We start from the raw sequence: 19,402 nt of genomic DNA on the forward strand, positions 1-19,402 counted from the left end.
TTATACGACTTTGTTTTTCAGCAGTAGATACAAGAAGTAGATACCACCAATAAAGTTAATCACCACGCTCAGCGTCGTTTCAAATGAAAATAGGTTTTCTATAATCCACTGCCCCGACAACAAGGCACAAATTGCCATCAATGAACAACCGACTAACAAGGTACGATGCTGGTAAGAGTGGAACATTTCACGGCTCAAGTTCGTCACCAATAAACCAAAGAACATGATTGGCCCGACCAAAGCCGTCGAAATGGCAATGAGAACCGCAGAGAGAATAAATACATTGCGCGTCACTTTAGGGACATCAACCCCTAGACTCTTAGCATTGTCTTGGTCTAGCCAAAAAACATCTAAAGTGCGATGCATGCGATACAACAACCAGCAAGCGATGAACAATATTGGCGAACTGAGATACACCAAGTTCACCTTCACATTGTTGAAGCTGGCGTACAGTTTAGATTGCACAAACGCAAAGGTATTTGGGTCGATCAGAAGGGAGAAGAACACCGCAATATTGCTAAACAACTGCCCAAAGATCAGCCCAACTAACAGCAAAGTGATAAGACTGCGGCCGCCTTTTGAAAAATAAAACCCAAACAGCAACAGCGAAAATCCCACCATAACCAGTACAGCAATCGAGAAGTTGATGTAGACATTCAGAACGAGCGCGCTTAAACCACCAAACAACAAAACGATCAACACTTGCGTCAACACATACAACGCATCAAACCCCATGATGCTTGGAGTAAGAATCCGGTTGTGGGTAATGGTTTGGAACACCAATGAAGATTGAGCAATCGCAATACCCGCCAACACCATGGCTAGCACTTTAGGCACACGTCGCGACAAAAAGTACTGGTAGTTATCTGCCGTTAAGCCAATGCCAATAAACAAAAACGCAAAAAGCAGCGCGACGGCTGCCAATAAGAACAGTTTCTTGAAATCACGCACTTTGCTTACCTCGCAGCAACATCGCGATAAACACCACTCCGCCCAAGATGCTGATCACGATTGAAATCGGCATTTCATGAGGGAAGATGATCAATCGGCTAACCAAGTCACACGCCAAAACCAGTATTGCCCCATACATGGCAGTAAGCGGGATATTGCGTTTAAGATTGTCGCCATAGAAGTAACTGACTAAGTTTGGAACAATAAGTCCAAGAAACGGCAGTTGACCAACGATCATCACAACACTGGCAGACATTACCGATACCAAAAGTACACCTAACGTCACCACTTGCTGATAATTAAGACCAAGGTTTACTGCAAAGTCTTTACCAATGCCAACAGCAGAGATACGCGCAGCAAATAGGTAACTTAAAAGGGCGACGGGAACAGCAATGTAAAGCAGCTCAAAGTCACCACGTAAAATGTTGGCAAAATTCGCCACACTCCATGCAGACAGGCTTTGCAGCGCATCGTATTTGTAGGCAATGAAGGTAGTAACGGCGTCAACAACGTTACCAAAGATGATGCCGACAAGCGGTACAAACACGACACTTTTGAATTGGATGCGTTGAATGAACTGGACGAACATCAAGGTACCCAGAATAGAGACAGCAAAGACAAGCCAAAGCTGTTCGCCATTACCAAAAAACACCACACTCATTACGTAACCGAGCATGGCACACTCAATCGTGCCCGTTGTTGAAGGCGCGGCGAATCGGTTTTGGCTAATTTGCTGCATCACTAATCCAGCGATGCTCAGCCCTGCTCCAGCAAGAAGAATGGCAAATAAACGCGGAATTCGGCTAGTAAAGAAGAGTTCTATTGCTTTTGCATCGCCCGAAAACAACTGTTGGGGTGTCATATTTGCCACCCCAACAAACAACGATGCGACGCTTAGAACAATAAGAACAAGCAATAACTTTTTCAAAGTTAACCTCAGCTAGCTTTTTACAGATCGATCGTGTGTTTGATTTCACTCACCATCTTTTCCGTTGCGGTTACGCCAGACATTGCTAAGTACCAAGCATCAACATCTAGGAAGGTAATTTTCTTGTTCTTGTAAGCCGAAGTTGCTTTAACCAAATCGTTATCCAACGCTTTAGCGAGGTCATTGTCAGACTTTGCATGAAGTGAGTTTCTATCAATGACTAGAATATTTTTCGGGTTAGCTTCGCGGATAAACTCGTAAGAAATGACGTCACCGTGCGTGCCTGTTTTGAGGTTCTTCACTGTTTCAGTAAAGCCAAAATCTGTGTAAATCGCGCCAAAACGAGACTTCGCACCGAATGCACTGATGTTGTCTCCGATACTCAAAATCGTGAGCGCATCATTATTATTGGTTTGGTTGTATTCGCGAATCGCCTTGAACTGTGCATCCAAGTTTTCGATCTTTTGCTCAACCTTATCCTCTATGTTGAAGATCTTACCAAGATTACGCCATTGTGCTTTTGTGCCCTGCCAGTAATCTTCTTTCTCTCCTGATGCAAAAACGACTGTTGGTGCAATTTCACTTAACTCATCGTATTTCGATGAACCACGAGGACCAACCAAAATCAAATCTGGTTTTTGCATATAGATGGTTTCGAAATCTGGTTCAAACAAACTACCAGCAGAGGTGTAATTGTCTTTATTGTATTTCGATAAGTATTTAGGAAGATGCGAGGCATTCGAGACTGCAACAGGGTCGATATTAAAGCTATCGAGCATATCAAGAGGGCCAAAGCCAATCACAACAACACGCTTTGGTGATTGTTCGACTTCTGTCGTTCCCATGTAGTGATCGATTTTGACGGTTGCAGCAAAAGCAGGTGAGATTGTGAGCAGCGAAACAAGAGCCGCACTGACGAGTTTTTCCATTATTTTAAACCTTAAATGAGATCCGTTATCATGCGCATTCGCAATATATCGTTACTCACATAGGCATTCAACCGATTATTTAATAACTTTACATTCGTTACACTTCTAAATTGGCTTAATAAATCAACAAATTACACTGTACCTATATCGGATTTGAGACGGTAAGCGCAAAATAATAATTTTCATGTTTATCTCGTGATCGAGTGCTTATACTTCAAAACAAGTCTTATCAAAAAGGATTAGAAAATGAAGAAGTTAGCATTAATGGTTTTTGTCGCAGCGCAACTGATGGCTTGTACAGAGGTGGGCAGTGAAGCGTGGTGTAACGACATGAAAGAAAAACCAAAAGGCGAATGGACCGCTAACGAAGCGTCTGATTTTGCTAAAAATTGTGTTTTTAAATCAGAATAAACACACAGTATTCTGATTGATTAACAGATAAACCAGATAGCCCGCAGCTTTTATTTTTAAAATGGAATCGTGCGGGCTATTCATAGGCATCAAGAAACGCTTTCAGTGCAAGTTCATCAACAATCTCTAGCCCTTGCTCACCCTTTCTAATCAAACCCTTGTCCATTAAATCTTTCACCGCTCGGCGATAAACACGCCCGGAAGTGCCAAATCTTTCGGCTTCTTGGTTTACTTTGCCAAATCCCCCCAACAAGGTATTGGTCTGTTTTTGCACCAACAAATCATAAGCAATGTTGTAAGTAATTGGGTGTAACAAGCGATTGGTGTAGATGTCCATTGAATCCTGATAATCCTCCGCCAAAGCAGAGGCAAAGAAGAACATCATGTCAGGTTGTTGATGCAACGCCTCAGCCAGTTTTTGAATACAGATGATATCCACTTGCATGTGTTCATCAGCTACCACATTCCATTGGCAAGGCGTTTGGGTGAAGTACTCCATTTCACCATAGATGTGATAATCGCAATTGGCTTCGCCCAGCTGGAAACGTCGTCCATTAGCTGCAATGATGCTCATCGAAACTCGACCAACTGGCACAACATAAAGATATTGAAGTTGTTCACCTTGGCGAAGGATCTCTTCACCAGAGTCAAAGTATCGACTGCCGATTTGGCATTGATAGATTAAGTCACGAAACTCAGCACTTTTCTGTTCTAGAAAGCTTTTGAAACGTCCAGTCGGATAAGGGCTTATTTTCACGTGAGTTTCTCTTTAATGACAACAATCTCAAATAGATTGTACTCGCTAGAATCGTTTGATGACAGCCAATAAAAAAGCGACCCCAAGGTGCCGCTTATAAAATTGACTAAGCTGTGATCTGGTTAACTCTGTGTAATTAAGGCTTCAAGAGCAGCGTAAGACGCTAAACGCTCCCCTTCCATCATCACTTGCGCTTCGTCGACGTACTGCCCTACGCCTTCTTTCACATCCTGCTGATACAAAACCACATTGTTCAAGATGGAAGCGACATTCAGACCACGCAGTCGACCGACAGTAAACAGAGCTGAGGTTTCCATATCCGCACCGAGAATACCTTTCTTGCTCCAGTACTCGCAGATCGCTTCTTCGTCGTCGGTATAGAAGCTGTCATGGGAGCGAACCACACCTAAATGATAGCGCACCTCTTTTTCGGCTAGATAGCTGTCCAGCGCTTTCAGTAACGAAAAGCTTGCGTAAGCCGGATACGAAGAGCGAACGTACGCTTTCGAGCCACCTTCGTCTCTTACTGCGCCTTCAGCCACAATCAACTCACCAAGTTGGATGTTGGATTGCATTGCGCCAGCAGAACCCACTCGAATCACGTCTGTCACACCACACTGTTTTAGTTCTTCAACGGCAATGATCATCGAAGGTGCTCCGATACCTGTACTGCAAACAGATACTCGTTGACCTCGGTATGTTCCCGTAAACACTCGATACTCACGGTTTTCAGAGACCAATTCTGCGTTATCAAACAACGTGGCAATACGGTTTGCTCGGTCTGGCTCACCACAGACGATCACTCGAGGTGCTATTTGGGTGCTATCTACGCCAATATGAGGTTGTTTCATCATTGGCTTAACCTTGAGTTGTCGCTTGAGTTAGGGTCTTCTCACAGTTGCGTTTTGCGCTACGTGCCCACTCTCTTGTGCCGTTTGCTGCGATGAACATGAGAATCGCGTATTGAACCGACATTGCGTACACACCTTGTGTCGCGTAAATACCAACGCTGATGATGTTGATTACGACCCAAAGAATCCAGTTCTCAACGTACTTACGTGTCATCAAGATTTGCGCCACGATAGAAAGCACGGTCATGGTTGCATCCCAGAATGGGAAAGCATCTGGCTCTAAGACTGGCTCAGACAAACCTGCACCGAACACATTTAGCGTATCAACGGCAATGTTAGCCAACGTAAAGAAGAATGGGTCGATGTAAATCGTTAACATCGCAATCGCAACAATGCTTACTGAACCTGTCGCGATCAGCTTCTGCTTGCTTAACCAACGAACCTCAAGTGTCTCACCTTGTGCATTTGGTCTTGTCCATGCATACCAACCATAGATGTTGGCGCAGAAGAAGAAAAGTTGAAGCAGAAGCAATCCGTAAAGCTGAATCTGGAAAAAGATAACGGCAAAAAGTGTTACGTTCAGCAGACCGAACAAGTAGTTAATGGTTTTTTCTTGGCTCGCAAACCAAATACAAAGCAGACCGAAAACCGTACCAAACGCTTCGATCCAGCTCATTGCATAGCCATCACCAATAGGAATATTAACAAGGGTGTTGTTGATGTCTAACAGGGCAAATAGGTCCATGAAGATGTCCTTTATTATTGTGCTTGGGATGCGCTCATCTTATTGCCTCGCAGCAAACAAAAAGGAGGACATTTGTCCTCCCTTTGATGTATCCGATCATAAATCAGATCAATAATTGTTTTATATTGTAGTGTTCCCACTACGCAGTAATGGTTTAAGACTCTAAACCCGAATAACGTTTTTTAAACGCCGATGCCGAAGCAAAGAGTAATGTTGCTAAAAGAGTAATAACAAAGCCGATTGAGAATTCAAAAGCTTCGTTGACTAATAGTTGATAGCAACTTAATAAAAAAATGAACGCAACCGCTGTAACATTCAAACGATGAAACCAAGGGTGTTTCACCGAGAACTTCGCGTATCCCTTTGACAACATATTGCTAATCCACCGAATATATAATTAACACTTCTATTTATAATGAAAGTTAATACTAAGCCTTTCTCATACAAAGAGAAATAATTTATTACTAATTTCTAGCAAAATGTCACAACGGAAAGCGAGGGCTATTGACTAGACACAACCTTCACACTGTTACGCTCAACCAATGTAGGTTCAAGCTGTACAACCTGAGCTTCATCAGATTTATCATCCAGTTTTCGCAATAAGGTTTCGACTGCGGCTTGTCCTAGACGGTATTTCGGTTGGTGAATTGTTGTCAGAGATGGAGACATGAATTTGGCGATATGGATGTCATCGTAGCCAATAATGGATAACTGCTCTGGAATTTTAATTCCTAGCTCGTTAGCCGCGTTAATTACGCCCATTGCCATCATGTCGTTGGAGACAAAAATCGAGCTTGGTAACGGACCACGTTCTGCCATTTTCTTGAAGGCTTGATAACCACCCTCACATTCAAAGTCAGATTCAACAATCCAGTTTGCATTGAATTCAAGCTCAGCTTCGATCATCGCTCGCTTGTAGCCTTCGTAACGCATTTGCGCTTGATGCTTGATTAGTGGACCTGTAATACAACCAATCTCTTGGTGGCCGCAGTCGATAAGGTATTTAGCTGCAAGATAACCACCACGAAGTGAGTTGTCTTGGATCTTATCGCTGGTGAACAGCATTGGGCCCCAGTCCATGACTACAACCGGAATATCAGGATAGCGCTCGAATACATCAATACGCTCCCCCTCTAACGATGAACACATCAAAATCAGGCCATCAACGCGCTTTTGCAATAGCGTATTGATAGATTCACGCATTCGCTCGTTATCGCCTTCTGTGTTACACAGGATCAGGCTGTAGCCTTTGTGGTAGCAACTGCGCTCAACACCTTTTACCACTTCACCGAAAAATGGGTTGGTTGAGGTAGTCACCAGCATACCAATGGTTTTGGTACGATTGACTTTAAGACTACGCGCCAAAGCAGATGGCGCGTAGTAATTGAGTTCTTTGGCAGCGTTGTTGACTCGTTCCGAGATCTCTTCGCTGACAAAGCGAGTTTTGTTAATAACATGGCTCACAGTTGAAGTGGAAACCCCTGCCAGTTTTGCGATGTCTTTCATCGTTGCCATGTTATTACTCCTTAATTAGTTTTTAACCAGAAACTCCTCAACCTCTTTGCGGGTTGGAATGGAGGTTTGCGCGCCAAAGCGAGTTACTGAGATCGCTGCTGCTGCGTGGGCAAACTTAATCGCCGATTCTAAAGGTAAGTCTTCCAATAAACCAGTGACTAATGCCCCATTAAACGTATCGCCCGCCGCAGTGGTATCTGTTGCTTCTACGCGGAAGCCAGGAATGATTTCACCACGACCGTTTTGACTCAGCCAAACTCCTTTCGCACCGAGCGTGATCATGACGATTTCAATGCCTTTCGAATGCAGGATGTTCGCCGCTTCTTGTGCACTGTCATCGTCTGTTACCGTCACACCTGTTAGCACTTCCGCTTCCGTTTCATTTGGTGTAATCACATCGATGCAAGACAGTAATTCGTCTGACAACTCGCGAGCTGGTGCAGGATTAAGAATCACGTTGGTTTTAGCACCTTTCGCGATTCGCGCAGCTTTCTCGATACCGCACATTGGCGTTTCTAGTTGCATCAACAAGTAATCAGCCTGACGAATGCGCTCTAGATCAGGCTCAATCGCCTCTGCTGTCAGCTTTGCGTTGGCCTCTGCTGAGATACAAATACTGTTCTCGCCGCTATCCGCCACTTGAATCATGGCAATGCCCGTTGGGCAGTTTGGCTGCATCTTCACACCAGTGATGTCGATGCCATCCATTTTGAAGTTCTCACGAATGTTGATGCCGAATGAATCATCACCCACACACGCAATAAAACCGATGTCTGCGTTTAATCGAGCTGCCGCTACAGCTTGGTTGGCACCCTTGCCACCTGGGATAACTTGATAGTTGCGACCATGCAGCGTCTCGCCTGGGCGAGGGAAAGAAGGCACTTGAAGAACATGGTCAGCGTTTACACTACCTAACACCACTAACTTATTCATACGGTTATCCTCGGTTCTGATTGAACCCTTTATATTTGAACAGGAGTAATAGGTTTACGCTCTTTGAAAAAACGTAAGCGTATTACGATTCAGTAAGTTTTAATTTTCTAACGTACCACTTTCGTTGTTTGGAATGACCCAACACACTCATTGGGTCATTCCGTTATCTTCAACAAAGAAGAATCACTGAGTCAGGCTCTAAACTTACTTAGTCACGACTTTAAGCGGAACAGGAATGTACTCCTCAACCTTCTCGCCTTTCAATACTTTCGCTGCAGTTTCTACCCCCAAAGCACCTATAAGGTCTGGTTGCTGTGCGATAGTCGCAGCTAGCTTGCCACGGTTTACAGCAGCGATACCATCATCAGTACCGTCGAAGCCTACGATCATTACGTCTTTACCTGATGCCTGAACTGCGCGAAGCGCACCAAGTGCCATCTCATCATTCTGAGCAAATACCGCTTGAACGTCTGGGTTCGCTGCAAGCAAGTTTTCCATAACGTTCAGACCTTTAGTACGGTCAAAATCAGCAGGTTGGCTTGCTAGTAGCTCCATGTTGCTGCCCTTAACTGCTGTCATGAAACCTTCACCACGTTCACGCGCCGCAGACGTACCGGCAATACCTTCTAGTTGGATAACTTTCGCTTTCTCACCTACTTTTTCCATGATGTAGTGACCAGCCATTTCGCCACCAACTACGTTGTCAGATGCGATGTGGCTCACTACGTCACCGCGGCTTGCACCACGGTCTAGTGTCAACACAGGGATCTTAGAACGGTTCGCCATACGAATCGCGTTTGACACAGCGTCTGAATCTGTTGGGTTAATCAGAATCGCTTTTACGCCACGAATCGTTAGGTCTTCGATGTTCGATAGTTCTTTACTCGGGTCATTTTGCGAGTCCAGTACAATCAAGTCATATCCCAGTTCTTTCGCTTTCGCTTCTGCACCGTCTTTCATCGTTACGAAGAACGGGTTATTCAGTGTAGAAACTACTATCGCCATTGTATCTTGAGCGTGCGCCGCTACCGATACAGTTGAAGAAAGAAGTGCAGCAGAGATAAGAGTTGCGAGTTTTTTCATCGTTCTAGTCCTTTGTGTAGGGTGAGCCAGCACACGTCCTCTGGCTCGATTTGTATTCAGGATTTAGTGGAGCTCTTTATTTTAAATATCAATTACTTGTTTTTGTTGTCTACCAGTACTGCTAGCAAAATAACCACTGCTTTCGCAATCATTTGGTAGTAAGAAGAAACATCGAGTAGGTTCAGCGCGTTGTTTAGGAAGCCGATGATCAGAGCACCAATCAAGGTTCCCATGATGCGACCTTTACCGCCCATCAAACTGGTGCCGCCAAGAACCACTGCTGCGATAGCATCTAGCTCGTAACCCATACCTGCTGTTGGCTGCGCGGAAGAAAGGCGTGTTGCTGATTCGTTGCCACCAAGTGCGTACACGTAGCGACCAAAGCGAGTGTGGTTCAGTAGGTACCAAGCCGCAGCAAAGACAATCACCATCAACCAAACAGGAACTGGGATACCAAGTGCGTAACCTGTACCGAACCATGCAAATGCGTCTGCTGTATCGGTAAAGCCCGTTGAGATAGGACGACCGTCTGTGTAAACCATGGTTACACCGCGTAGTAACGTCATAGTAACCAGTGTTGCGATAAAGGCTTGAACCTTACCTTTGGCAATGATGATACCGCTGATCGCACCCAGTGCCGCACCAGCAAACAGCGCTGTCGGAACCGCGATAAGAACAGGCACTTCTAACGCAATCATGCTCGCCGCGAAAGCACCACATAACGCAAGTACAGAACCAACACTTAGGTCGATGCCTGCAGTCAAGATAACCAGCGTCATACCTACCGCGATGATTGCGTTGACTGAGGTTTGACGAAGAATATTAAGAATGTTGTCTACCGTAAAAAAGTTCGGGTTCAAGAATGACACAACAACAATCAAGAAAATCAGTGCAATCAGTGACTTTTGCTCAATCAGCCACTCTTTGGTGAACAACTTTTTGCTGTTCGCTTCGGTTGGTTTGCTCATGGTCTTAGTACTCATGCTGCTTCCTCATTGATCTTTCTGCCTACGGCACAAGCGAGTAATGTTTCTTGGTCGGCGTCTTTCGCATCGAATTCGCCAGTAATACGACCTTCGTGCATCACCATGATGCGGTCACTCATGCCTAGCACTTCAGGCATCTCAGAAGAAACCAAGATGATGCTCATGCCATCGGCTTTAAATTTGTTGATTAGCTGGTAGATTTCTTTCTTCGCGCCTACATCGACGCCGCGGGTTGGCTCATCCAGAATCAGAACTTTAGGTTTGGTCATCAACCCTTTTGCGATTGCTACTTTCTGCTGGTTACCACCAGAAAGGTTGCCAATGATTTGGTCTCGAGTCGGCGTTTTGATGTTGAACAGTTTGATGAAGTCTTCCACCGCCACGACTTCTTCGCCATGTTGGATTTGGAAGCCTTTGGTGAGTTTATCCAGTGCGCACAGAGACATATTCTCCTTCACGGATAACCCCAGCACCAAGCCATTGCCTTTACGATCTTCAGAGATGTAAGCAATGCCATTCGCCAAACCATCTTGTGGGCTAACCGGGTTAATGGTCTTGTTGTCTAAGTTGATGACGCCACGCTCACTTGGTAGCGCGCCGTAAATCACCTTCATCAATTCAGTACGCCCTGCGCCCATCAAGCCCGATACGCCAAGGATCTCACCGCGTTGAAGAGTGAAGCTAATGTCGTGAACACCGGAACCCGTCAAACCAATCACTTCAAGACAAACGTCACCATGCGTCACATCGATACGTGGATATTGTTCTTCCAACTTACGACCAACCATCATTTCGATGAGTCCATCTTCGTTGGTGTCTTTAACTTGGCATTCGCCGATGAACTTACCGTCACGTAACACAGTAATGTCATCACAGATTTCGAAGATTTCTTTCAGGCGGTGTGAGATGTAAACGATGCCGCAGCCTTGGTCTCGAAGTTCGTTAATCACTTTAAACAGCGATTCCGTCTCTTTGTCGGTTAACGCATCCGTTGGTTCATCCATGATGATGACTTTGGACTCGAAAGACAGTGCTTTCGCAATCTCAACCATTTGTTGCTCACCAAGGCTCAAATCACCAAGCAGCGTTTTCGATGAGTGCTTTACGTTAAGGCGTTGAAGCAACTTGTCTGCTTCTTCATACATCTTGCCCCACTGAATACGCCCCATCGTGCCGGTAAACTCACGACCTAGATAGATGTTTTCGGCAATCGTTAGCTCCGGGATCAAGTTCAATTCTTGGTGAATGATACTGATGCCGGCTTCTTGCGAGTCTCGTGGACCTTTAAACGCTGCTGGCTGACCTTGATATTCGATGCTTCCTGCATCCATGTGGTAGATGCCCGTTAACACTTTCATCAAGGTCGACTTACCTGCCCCGTTCTCGCCCATCAACGCCATCACACGACCTGGGTATACGTTAAGGCTGGCTTTATCCAACGCCTTAACACCCGGGAACGCTTTCTCGATGTCGCTCAGTTGTAGAATGGCTTGAGTCATAATTTGTCCTCAATTAGTTGTGGCTCAAAACACCACGCCGGCTTGGAAAATCACGTTCGCGTAAGGTGTGCACTCGCCTGTTCTCACAACAGCGCGGCTTTGTTCTGTGCGAGCTTTAAAATCTTCATGCGATACATAGCTGATCGCGATTTGTTTGCCTGTTTGCTCACTTTCTTTGGTTAGCTCAGTGATTAAAGCATCATGGTGAACTGGGCTAACTTTGGCGAATTCTTCAGCAATGATGACCCCTTCAATTTGGGACTCAGACAGAATCACGCGAACGGTATCTAGAAAGCCAGGGACTCCGTGCGTCAACGCTAAATCAATGCGTTGTACATGATCAGGAATTGGCAAACCCGCGTCACAAATGGTGATTTCGTCGGTATGACCCAGCGTCGCCACCAAGTAAGAAATTTCTGAGTTAATTAGGGTACTTTTTTTCATCTCATCGACCTTTCGGTTACACGTTCATACAACTTTGAGTTTCATTTCTTAGTATTGACAGAAAACTCATCGAAACGTTTCGATGCAATAATAGGACGGCAATGAAAATTGGCTAGTGACAGATCGATAAGGTGTGAGAATGATCCGTAATTGAACCTTATGTGATGAAGAAAAAGATATTGGGGTCACATTTCACCATCGAAACGTTTCGATGAGACAAAAAACCATAAGAGGGAGACTGTCATAGCTGTATTACTCATTTGCACATTCATCCTGCAAATGTGTTTTGAGCTTTTGAAACGGTACAAATATGTCTAAAGTTTGAGACTTCTTCTGGTCAATCTCGTAAAAAACCGCACACAGCATCACAAATTAAGTAAGGGTGTCTGACTTTCGAAAATCACCCACTTACAATTTGAAAAACACAGAAATACTATCGTCATCCGTTCGGAACCTTTAAGTAGGGAACGTTTGTAGGGACACAAACGGAAATTGAAGAACCATAATGAAACTAAGCAATAGAGTTGTTTTGCTTGTCGCGCCAGTCATTCTTATTAGCGCGTTGGTGTCGAGTTACATCATTTATAGCATTCAAAAAGTCACATTGATCAAGCGAGAAGACAGCTACATTCAGCTGCAAATGGAGAAGCTCGCAGGACAATTTCGTCAAGCCAATATCTTCCTTAACAGTTACGCCTATACCCTAGGGAAAAGTGAAGTTTTACAGGATTACTTCGTTAACCACGAAGACCCGAACCGAGAACGACAGCTATTCAACCGATTGGATGAAACAGTGGAAGTGCTAAGCCATGGTTATAATGGCGATGCAAACATGGCAATACTGGATGGCGACCAACACCTACTCTACTACACCGAGAATCAGTTTTATGAGTCCAACGGCAGCGTCGATCCTAAGATCCTCGAATACGTAGAAAAGAGCTATGCCCAGCACGGTAAAACCAGCCATACCGGCTTTATTTACAACTCAAGTGGGCAAAGCATACTCCTGCAGTACGAACTGTTTGATAAGCGAACGGGCGAGCACCCACCCAGCTTTGATCCTCACAACGCATTCTTTGTTGTCGTCTCCGTCTCACTCGAAGCTTTTAATGACATTAAACACGAAATCGAATTTGATACCCACAGTGTCATCACATTTTCTGACAAACCGATTCACCTAGATATCCCCCTAGCCCAAACTATTGAACTCTTACCCCATTTCCACGCAATTTTGTCACCGGCAGAGTATTTAATGTGGAATAAGGTCGATAAGGTCTGGTTGGAGCTGGCTCTTTCGTTTGGTATAGCATCGTTTTGTACCATCACTTTGATTGTCTTAGTCTTGTATCGTTACGTGCTCAGCCCGGTATCGAAACTGGACAAACAACTGCGCGAAATAGAAGCAAACAAGCGCACTAATATTGAAAAGCTAAACAGTGATGATGAAATTGGTCGCCTCTCTTCGCGCTTCTTCGACATGTACGAAGAACTCAATAACATCTATCATAAAACCAAGCACTTGGCTGAAACAGATCACCTAACTCAACTCGCGAACCGTCACCGTTTTCATGAATTGGCAACTCGCGAGTTAGCCGATCCCTCTGAGCAACTTTGGGTTGTTTACATCGACCTAGACAACTTCAAGTACGTGAACGACAAATACGGCCACGAATTGGGTGACAAGTTATTACAAGTCTTCTCTCGCCACATAAAAAACGTCTGTCAGAAGTTTACCCAGCAACACAACAGCCCTTGTTTTGGCGCTCGCTTGTCTGGCGATGAGTTCGCCATCCTACTGAGTACAAACCAAAAGAAAGCCGACATACCAGATATGTTCGCTTCAGAGTTACTCAAACCCATCCATAATCTGAGCCAATCTTCGACAAATTCGTTTCCGGTGACGGCAAGTGTTGGTATTGCTCAATATCCAAGAGATGGCGCTGATATTGCCAAGTTGCTTTCAAGTGCAGATGCGGCGATGTACCAAGCAAAACGCGGCGGAAAAAACCGATACGCCTACTATTCCGCGGCGCTCAATATTGAAGCTCAGCGCCGTAGCCAGATCGAACGCGCTTTGCGTAAAGCCAATGTGGAAGACGAATTCCATTTGGTTTTCCAGCCATACATGAACAGTCACGCCAATGAAATCGAGGGGCTGGAGGTTCTCTTACGTTGGGAAGCGGAAGGAATTGGTTCAATTCCACCGAAGGAATTCATCCCTATTGCGGAACAAACCGGGTTGTTCGAGAAAATCGACCGCTGGGTATTTGCGAACGCAATGGAAGAATACCACCAGCTTAAGAGTATTTTTGGCAAGGACATCATTTTATCCATTAACCTATCATCAGCAGAGCTGAACTCCCTATCGATGGCCGAGTTCATCCACGACAAAGCGAAGCAAAACGGTGTGCCCCCTTACTGTATTGAGTTGGAAATAACAGAAACCTTCGCCGCAGACCAACAAGGTACTGCTCTGCTCGATGAACTAGCCCAACTTGGCTATAAACTGGCGATTGACGACTTTGGCTCAGGTTATACCTCATTAACGCAATTGGTTCAGTACCCCGTTCAGAAAATCAAATTCGACCGAGAATTTCTGCTCACCTTGATGAACACTGACAACGGCCACGTTATCAAACCAATCATTGAACTGTGCCATGCGCAAAATAAGAAGGTAACGGCAGAAGGTATTGAGCATAACGTGATGCACGAATGGCTATCTTCATATCGCTGTGACTTCATGCAAGGCTACTTGTTTGGTAAGCCCATGAACAAAGAGCAGCTTGATCAGTGGTGGAAATCAGCTAACGACCAACCTTTCACTCGTTCTGATATTGCGTAGCTTAACGGCTTATATCGTTCATTACAGAGCAATTGAAACCCAACAAAAAAAGCAGCACCGCGTGTGCTGCTTTTTTGTGTTCTCAAAAGACTATTTAGCCTAGTGAACGTTTTCTCACATGCGCTTTAGCATATTAAGGGTAATGTTTGCTGAGTTGTCGGCCGTTGCTTTTTTAAGATCTGAATAGACAACATCTGCCGAGCCATCTGCTTTGTCTGAAATCGTACGGATAACCACATAAGGTACTTTGAACGCATCTGCTACTTGGCCTAACGCAGCACCTTCCATTTCCACAGCCATTGCGTTGTATTCTTGGTAGATACCTGTCACCTTCACTTTGCTTGCAATGAATTGGTCACCAGATGCGATAACGCCACGGTAAACACTCTCTTTACCAAGCGTATCAACGGCTGCATCAAATGCGTATTTTTGCAGTGTTTTATCTGCGTAGAAGTAACGCTCTTCGTAATCAGGCAGTAGACCTTTCGGCATATTGAATGCGGTTAGGTCAACATCATGTTGAACCAAACGTGTAGAGACCACTACATCGAGTGGATCCAATTTAGGGTCGCTAGCACCAGCAATACCCGTAAAGATCAGTTGGTCAACACCGAAAGATTCGATCAGAAGAGTGGTCGTCATTGCCGCATTGACCTTACCTACACCAGATTTCGTCACGACAACGGTTTTGCCCTCAAGCTCACCCGTGTAAAAGCGATGGCTACCAATTTTCTTTACTTGTTGGTTTTGGATTTTTGGTAATAGCGCTTCAACTTCGACATCCATCGCACCGACAATACCGATGGTCGAACCTGCAACGGAAGGAAGTGAGTACGCAGCAAGCATTAGAGCAAGAGATTTCTTCAACATGGGAATCCTGAAATGAAATATGCGCCACCAAAGTGTGACGCGACGCAAATTATACAATACATCCCCAAGAGAGCAATCGTTTGTATCAATCGACTAATACTGATTGATTAAGAAATTCTCAATTAATGAGAACGACTTAGCCATTTTTACTTTTTAAAGGAGAAACCACACGATCTTTAACCCGGATCGTCGGCATAAAATAATCGCAAGCTGCACGGTTCGCGTCCGTTGGATGACCCCAAGCCCCGCAAATATCAGCGCTGCTCTTCTGTCTCGTAAACTGGCGACATTGTCCGCATCGATAATTCATAACTCTTCCTTGAGTGGTTTAATCCTGTCGTTCAATTCTGTAGAGAATTACGCTTCATTCAGCGCAACTTCCACAGCGGCCTTAGCGTGAATCTCTGTTGTATCGTAAAGCTTCACGTCTGTGTGTTGAGGTTCAACTAACATCGCAATCTCAGTACAACCAAGAATGACCGCTTCAGCGCCCTCTTCAACTAACTTATCGATAATAGTGAGGTACTGTTGACGAGAATCCTCACGCACTTCTCCTTTGCACAGCTCGTTATAGATAACCTCATGAACAATCGTTTGGTCATCTGAACTCGGTACGACGACATCAATACCAAATTTATCGATGAGTCGCTGCTTATAGAAGTCTTGCTCCATGGTAAAACGCGTACCGAGCAAACCAACCTTCTTAATGCCATCCGCCACCAGCTTCTCAGCGGTCGCATCAGCAATATGAACAAGCGGTACATTGACAGCTTGCTGAATTTGGTCCGCGACTTTATGCATGGTATTAGTACAAATCAGAATGAAGTCCGCACCGCCTGCTTCCACCGATTTTGCTGCTTGGGAGAGAATCGTAGCCGTGTCGTCCCATCGACCTTGATGTTGAAGTGTTTCAATTTCAGCGAAATCGACACTGTACAAACAGACTTTTCCTGAATGTAAACCGCCTAAACGCGCTTTCACCTCACGGTTAATGATTTGGTAATAGTTCGAAGTGGATTCCCATGACATACCACCAATTAGACCTATCGTTTTCATTTTCTTCCTTAATCGACGTGTACTTGAAAATCTTCACTGTAAAAAGCATCGAAGACCATTTCAATATCTCTTGGTAAAACTCGGCTCTGTGAAAGTGGTGGAATCTTATGCTGCGCGAAGAAATCGATTTCCGACACTTCAATGTTCTCTTTAGGTTCACCAGAAACGTATTCACACAAAAAGAACATCTTGTAGATGTGGAATGGATAAGGCGGCTGATAGTCATGCATGGCTCTGTCGCGAATCGCAATCAGCTTCGGTTTCGCAACCACGAGGCCAGACTCCTCCAACACTTCGCGCACCACCCCACTACTTGGCGTTTCACATACGTCAGCCCAACCACCAGGCAACGTCCACCCTCCGTCTTCGCGCTCTCTTACGAGAAGTATCTTGCCATCTTTTATCACCCCAGCACGTAGGTCGACTTTGGGCGTAGGATAACCCGTTTCAGGGATAAACAAGTTTTGAATATCGGCAACTGACTTATCGCTGATGTCAGCAAACATCTGATGAGCGATGTCTTCTACCATTTTGAATCGTTCTAGATCGTAAGCATCTTTACTGTATGCTTCCCCTGCTTGAGCAATAGCCTGGAGCTGCTTTGCCCAATCTAACCACTTCGACATACACTTCCCTTTTTTCAACTTACCTTTGCAGAAACTAGCATAACCAACTGAAAGCAAAGTTTATTTTTGATCAAGTTTTCGCAAAGTATTTATCCGCTATATTTTGTTCACAAGATAGTTCGAATATTTTCGATATTTACAATTCAATCAAAAACATTATTACTCGTCACAAATATTATTTATGGAACTTCATCTATTAAACACGGTTCTTAGCGCTGTATTTAATCGAAGATATTCACTTAATGCGACGCGATCGACTTCCGTCGAGACTGGTGCATTTATTATTGGATACCAGTTAACAGATTCCGCTTCTAAACTCTGAATATCACCTTTCCAATTGGTCACCACATAATAGTGAATCAATTGCAGTTCTGTAGTTGGGTGATATAAAGAACATAAATAACCATATTGAAGTGGCTTGATATTGAGCTCTTCTTCCAATTCTCTAAACAACGTTTGTTGTTGCGTTTCGTTAAACTCCATATGACCGCCGGGTATTGCTATTGCCCCAGGGTCAGATTCCTTGTCCTTTGCTCTAGTTTCCAGCAACACTTGATCGCCCTTAACTAAGATAAATGAGACACACTCATGAACTTCCATCTTCATCGCCCTTTGATAACAGTTTTCTAGCAAACTAACATAAATCATTTCGATGATGTGAACAGCAATAGTCAATAAATTGACCACATACAACAACCTAGCTACACGTTTAGTTGAATATGCAGAATTAGGTATTCGCTTAATCTATCAATTGTCTGTAGCCGGGTAATGATTTGTTACGACTAGGATCACAGTCTAAAAAAATTTTGCACAATGCTAAGTATGAAATAAATACATTGAATTCAAACGGTATTTTTATTTCATTTATAATTAAACGACGTTTTATTAGCACCACTGCTTAGTAAATCACGGTAAACACAGTTTTATTAATTACCCAAATCGGCTAGTATTTGTCTTGAAGATTTTTAAAGTCATCGATTAACCTCTCAATGTTGATTAATTTCAGCGAGTTAGTTGGCAGAACTCTACCAAATACCAAAAATGGTTCGGTAATACGTGTCACTACGCATAATAGGAAACGTTGAGAATAGAATTAAATTGATGTGCATGCTGTATTAACGACTGCAAGACGCAATCGCTGAATTTGCTACACCAAGAGTTTTATTTAGTACAAATGAAAAAGCTATTTTTATTATTGATATGGACATCGCTTACGGTTTCACCTTTTGCCTTTGCTCACCACTCATCAGCGAAAGCAACTGAAACTAAAGCTACCAAGCAACTTGTTGAAAAGACATTTAAAGAAGCCAATTTGGAAGGGGTCATCGACTTCAGTTTATTCAACGATGCATTTTTAGCTTACAAAAAAGCACATGACCGTAAAAAGCCAGTATTAACCATCATCGACTACAGTAAACCCTCTACAGAAAAACGCTTTTATGTGGTCGATTTAGATAAGAAAAAACTTATCTTTAATACCTATGTTTCTCACGGCGTAAATAGTGGTAAAAAGACTGCGACAAAGTTTTCTAACGTAGTGAACTCCCGTAAGACTTCTTTAGGTACGTTTTTAACTGATACCACTTACTATGGTTCTAACGGATACTCGCTGCGACTCGATGGATTAACATCTGGTGTCAACGACAAGGCACGTGAGCGTTACATCGTGGTTCATGGCGCAGACTACGCAAACCCTTCTTTTATCAAGAAAAATGGCTATCTTGGTCGCAGTTGGGGTTGCCCAGCACTGCCGCAAAAGTTATCGCGAGAAATCATTGACACCATTAAAGGTGGCAGCGTTATCTACGCAAGTGCTTAATGCAGCTTTTACCAAGTTCAAAAAGGGAGCAGATTTGCTCCCTTTTTTAATAGACAAAAAACTGTTCATCCTGTTAACAAGTCGCTAGTATACGCAAGCGCCACCAATTGGCAGCAAACGAATGTCGATTCCATCTTGTGTTAGGGTTAGTTTTGGT

General features: G+C 44.1%; 19 protein-coding genes. 3 read left to right on the forward strand and 16 right to left on the reverse strand.

Annotated elements, in window-relative coordinates:
• Genes vctG through KJB05_RS24435 form a run of 3 tightly spaced genes read right to left on the reverse strand, consistent with a single transcriptional unit; the run spans position 1 to position 2,808 of the window.
• Positions 1-951, reverse strand: a complete 951-nt coding sequence (gene vctG / locus KJB05_RS24425; RefSeq protein WP_208445153.1) for an iron chelate uptake ABC transporter family permease subunit — start codon at positions 949-951, stop codon at positions 1-3.
• The gene (gene vctD, locus KJB05_RS24430; protein ID WP_038867975.1) at positions 944-1,879 is read right to left on the reverse strand and encodes an iron chelate uptake ABC transporter permease subunit VctD; all 936 of its coding nucleotides are present in this window, start codon (positions 1,877-1,879) and stop codon (positions 944-946) included. The genes vctG and vctD overlap by 8 nt, the downstream gene beginning before the upstream one ends.
• A 20-nt stretch (positions 1,880-1,899) precedes the next feature.
• Complete coding sequence (locus KJB05_RS24435; protein WP_009704145.1) at positions 1,900-2,808, reverse strand: siderophore ABC transporter substrate-binding protein; 909 nt, start codon at positions 2,806-2,808, stop codon at positions 1,900-1,902.
• Between the two features lie 246 nt (positions 2,809-3,054).
• On the opposite strand from KJB05_RS24435, the gene KJB05_RS24440 reads away from it, so the two are divergent.
• Positions 3,055-3,219, forward strand: coding sequence for a DUF3012 domain-containing protein (locus KJB05_RS24440; protein ID WP_078609721.1), 165 nt, complete (start codon positions 3,055-3,057; stop codon positions 3,217-3,219).
• A gap of 76 nt (positions 3,220-3,295) precedes the next feature.
• Here the strand turns inward: KJB05_RS24440 and KJB05_RS24445 are convergent, their stop codons facing one another.
• The 9 genes from KJB05_RS24445 to rbsD all read right to left on the reverse strand — a co-directional run bounded on the left by KJB05_RS24445 (position 3,296) and on the right by rbsD (position 12,032).
• Positions 3,296-3,976, reverse strand: a complete 681-nt coding sequence (locus KJB05_RS24445) for a Crp/Fnr family transcriptional regulator (RefSeq protein WP_208445152.1) — start codon at positions 3,974-3,976, stop codon at positions 3,296-3,298.
• 122 nt (positions 3,977-4,098) lie between these two features.
• Complete coding sequence (locus KJB05_RS24450) at positions 4,099-4,830, reverse strand: nucleoside phosphorylase (RefSeq protein ID WP_208445151.1); 732 nt, start codon at positions 4,828-4,830, stop codon at positions 4,099-4,101.
• A 4-nt stretch (positions 4,831-4,834) separates the two neighbouring features.
• Positions 4,835-5,572 (reverse strand): nicotinamide riboside transporter PnuC, encoded by a 738-nt coding sequence (pnuC, locus tag KJB05_RS24455; protein ID WP_208445150.1) that lies wholly within the window; start codon positions 5,570-5,572, stop codon positions 4,835-4,837.
• A 501-nt stretch (positions 5,573-6,073) separates the two neighbouring features.
• Positions 6,074-7,087: a substrate-binding domain-containing protein gene (locus tag KJB05_RS24460; protein ID WP_208445149.1), complete on the reverse strand. Its 1,014-nt coding sequence runs from the start codon at positions 7,085-7,087 to the stop codon at positions 6,074-6,076.
• A gap of 15 nt (positions 7,088-7,102) precedes the next feature.
• The gene (rbsK, locus tag KJB05_RS24465) at positions 7,103-8,020 is read right to left on the reverse strand and encodes a ribokinase (protein ID WP_208445148.1); all 918 of its coding nucleotides are present in this window, start codon (positions 8,018-8,020) and stop codon (positions 7,103-7,105) included.
• A gap of 204 nt (positions 8,021-8,224) precedes the next feature.
• Positions 8,225-9,103 carry a ribose ABC transporter substrate-binding protein RbsB gene (gene rbsB / locus KJB05_RS24470; protein ID WP_009704137.1) on the reverse strand — a complete coding sequence of 293 codons (879 nt, stop codon included), beginning with the start codon at positions 9,101-9,103 and terminating at the stop codon, positions 8,225-8,227.
• A gap of 92 nt (positions 9,104-9,195) precedes the next feature.
• Complete coding sequence (locus KJB05_RS24475) at positions 9,196-10,086, reverse strand: ribose ABC transporter permease (protein WP_208445147.1); 891 nt, start codon at positions 10,084-10,086, stop codon at positions 9,196-9,198.
• Positions 10,083-11,588, reverse strand: a complete 1,506-nt coding sequence (gene rbsA, locus KJB05_RS24480) for a ribose ABC transporter ATP-binding protein RbsA (RefSeq protein WP_208445146.1) — start codon at positions 11,586-11,588, stop codon at positions 10,083-10,085. The genes KJB05_RS24475 and rbsA overlap by 4 nt, the downstream gene beginning before the upstream one ends.
• A gap of 24 nt (positions 11,589-11,612) precedes the next feature.
• Positions 11,613-12,032 (reverse strand): D-ribose pyranase, encoded by a 420-nt coding sequence (rbsD, locus tag KJB05_RS24485; RefSeq protein WP_208445145.1) that lies wholly within the window; start codon positions 12,030-12,032, stop codon positions 11,613-11,615.
• Between the two features lie 505 nt (positions 12,033-12,537).
• On the opposite strand from rbsD, the gene KJB05_RS24490 reads away from it, so the two are divergent.
• Complete coding sequence (locus KJB05_RS24490) at positions 12,538-14,874, forward strand: GGDEF and EAL domain-containing protein (protein WP_208445144.1); 2,337 nt, start codon at positions 12,538-12,540, stop codon at positions 14,872-14,874.
• Between the two features lie 114 nt (positions 14,875-14,988).
• On the opposite strand, the gene KJB05_RS24495 is transcribed toward KJB05_RS24490, so the two are convergent.
• The 4 genes from KJB05_RS24495 to KJB05_RS24510 all read right to left on the reverse strand — a co-directional run bounded on the left by KJB05_RS24495 (position 14,989) and on the right by KJB05_RS24510 (position 18,026).
• A complete protein-coding gene (locus KJB05_RS24495) occupies positions 14,989-15,744 on the reverse strand; it encodes a 5'-methylthioadenosine/adenosylhomocysteine nucleosidase (RefSeq protein WP_009704133.1) in 756 nt (251 codons plus the stop codon).
• A 357-nt stretch (positions 15,745-16,101) separates the two neighbouring features.
• Positions 16,102-16,800, reverse strand: a complete 699-nt coding sequence (locus KJB05_RS24500) for an aspartate/glutamate racemase family protein (protein ID WP_208445143.1) — start codon at positions 16,798-16,800, stop codon at positions 16,102-16,104.
• An 8-nt stretch (positions 16,801-16,808) separates the two neighbouring features.
• Entirely contained in the window at positions 16,809-17,426 is a 618-nt protein-coding gene (locus tag KJB05_RS24505) for an NUDIX hydrolase (protein ID WP_009704131.1), read from the reverse strand.
• Positions 17,427-17,615: 189 nt separating this feature from the next.
• Positions 17,616-18,026, reverse strand: coding sequence for an NUDIX domain-containing protein (locus KJB05_RS24510; protein ID WP_208445165.1), 411 nt, complete (start codon positions 18,024-18,026; stop codon positions 17,616-17,618).
• Between the two features lie 574 nt (positions 18,027-18,600).
• Between KJB05_RS24510 and KJB05_RS24515 the strand changes: the two genes are divergently transcribed.
• A complete protein-coding gene (locus KJB05_RS24515; protein ID WP_039988942.1) occupies positions 18,601-19,245 on the forward strand; it encodes a murein L,D-transpeptidase catalytic domain family protein in 645 nt (214 codons plus the stop codon).
• Positions 19,246-19,402 lie beyond the last annotated feature (157 nt).

This window comes from Vibrio sp. B1ASS3 (assembly GCF_905175355.1).
GTDB classification, from domain to species: Bacteria; Pseudomonadota; Gammaproteobacteria; order Enterobacterales; family Vibrionaceae; genus Vibrio; species Vibrio owensii.